2 protein-coding genes are annotated in these 1,991 nt (G+C 38.8%); both read left to right on the top strand.

Annotation, left to right across the window (positions count from 1 at the left end; genetic code table 11):
- Window positions 1–197: 197 nt before the first annotated feature.
- Window positions 198–920 (top strand): metallophosphoesterase, encoded by a 723-nt coding sequence (locus HMPREF9078_RS08475; protein ID WP_009420296.1) that lies wholly within the window; start codon window positions 198–200, stop codon window positions 918–920.
- Between the two features lie 11 nt (window positions 921–931).
- The gene (locus HMPREF9078_RS08470) at window positions 932–1,678 is read left to right on the top strand and encodes a hypothetical protein (RefSeq protein WP_009420295.1); all 747 of its coding nucleotides are present in this window, start codon (window positions 932–934) and stop codon (window positions 1,676–1,678) included.
- The last annotated feature ends 313 nt before the right edge of the window (window positions 1,679–1,991 follow it).

Here is a 1,991-nt window from a genome sequence, read left to right as displayed (position 1 = left end):
AGACTTCTCCCAAGGAGAGGGGGTGTAGTGACGAATAGAGAGCGACGAAAAAAGGGGAATGTGGGGACGAATGACGAAGGTAATGTGAGGTTATAACGCGACGGGCAGGTGGAAAATTAGAGATTGTCTGATAATTGAAAAAAAATTACTACTTTTGCCGAACTTTTCACAGACGAATAATAGCAAAATTAAACACTATGCGAACTCTTGTTATAGGCGATATACACGGTGCTTTACGCGCTTTGGTGCAGGTGCTTGAAAGGGCTGATATACAAGCTGATGACTACCTTATTTTCCTTGGTGATTACGCTGACGGTTGGAGTGAGACTCCCGAGGTGATGGATTTTCTCATCGGATACCAAAAGAAACAGCGTTGTTTGTTCCTCAGAGGGAATCACGATGCGCTTTGCCGTGAGTTTCTTTTAGGAAAAGAGATGGATACTCTTTGGCGTTTGCACGGAGGAAAAGCTACTGAAAAGGCTTATCGGAATGTTTCGGCAGAGCGCAAAAAGGCTCATATTGATTTTATAAACTCGCTTGAAAATTACTACTTGGATAGCAAAAATAGGCTTTTTCTTCACGCGGGATTTACTAATTTGCGGGGGATTGCTCACGAGCATTTCGAACAGATGTACTATTGGGATAGAACGCTTTGGGAACTTGCTTGTAGCGTTAGTCTTCCTAAAACGGATAAGTACTATCCTAACCGTTTGAAACTCTATAATGAAATTTATATAGGACATACACCTACCACGCGCTTGGGAACTGATAAACCTCTTATTATAAACGGGGTAGCAAATGTAGATACAGGGGCGGGCTTCAAAGGACGCCTTACGGTTATGGATATTGAAACGAAGGAATATTGGCAGAGTGAGCCTGTTTATAAACTGTATCCAGAAGAACAAGGACGCAATCAATAAAATATTAAAAAATGAAGAAGTTTATATACTTACTGTTATTACTGCCGATGTGTGGTGTAGCACAAGAACAATTGCAAAATGAAAGTGCTATTTTTAAAGCTATTGAGGCGAAATTTAAGCTCGACAGACGTCAGGTGTATTGGGCACTTTATACTGAGCGAGGGCTAAAAGAAGATACGATACATAAGCTCGTGGTTTTTCCTTTAAAGAAAAGAAGTAAGGACAAGATGCTTTATGATGCTTATGTTGTTTTGTACAATCTTCAGAAACAGATGATAGATAACTACTATATAGGTGAAGGTGAATGGGAAGATAGTGATAGAGGGCGCTTACAGGGTTTGGAAGTGGCATCTCAGACGCCACTGTTGGGGAAGAAAGCGATTGCTTATCAGGTGAGGGTGTTTTTCTCGAATGCCGATAGAAATAAGCCTATGGGCTCGGAGGTGCTCACCTATTTTATTACTAAAGGGAGGAAGTTGCAAAAAGTGTTAAGTACTGATATATTTTCTTATACAGCTGATATTTCGGGGGGAGGAACTGCAAAAACTTCTTGTGAGGGAGAAAAAAAAGAGATGAGTAGCAAATTGCATATTTCAGAGCATAAGGTGCGAGGTTTCTATACCATAGAGGAAACACGTGTTACTAAACATATAAAAATAGAGCGTGATGCGGAAGGATTTTGCGCTGAAAGGGTGGTTGATAGTAAAGAAGATGTAATACAGATGCAATACAAAAAAGGGAAATATCAACCACAATAATTGCTATAACGATGAAAAAAACGGTGGGTTTTGTAGGGCAAATAAAGAAATATTGAAAATTTATAAAGTTAGTAATCAATTAGTTGTATAAATATTTAAAATTTTCTTAAAAAAAACTTTCAAAAAATTTGCTAGTTTGAAAAAACGCCGTACCTTTGCACCCGCAAATGAGACGATAAGGCACATTTGTAGGGGGTATAGCATACGCCCAAAAGAAAGAAACAACACGTACTTTGACATAATGTTGTACAGCACAAAGAAGATTTAAAGAATTGAGTAAAACCTGAAGTCAATAACTTGAAGATCGGTTAGA

The sequence above is a fragment of the Capnocytophaga sp. oral taxon 380 str. F0488 genome (assembly GCF_000318255.2).
Lineage (GTDB): Bacteria > Bacteroidota > Bacteroidia > Flavobacteriales > Flavobacteriaceae > Capnocytophaga > Capnocytophaga ochracea.
Note: the sequence above shows the minus strand (reverse complement) of the source record. Positions and strands in the feature narration are given on the sequence as shown.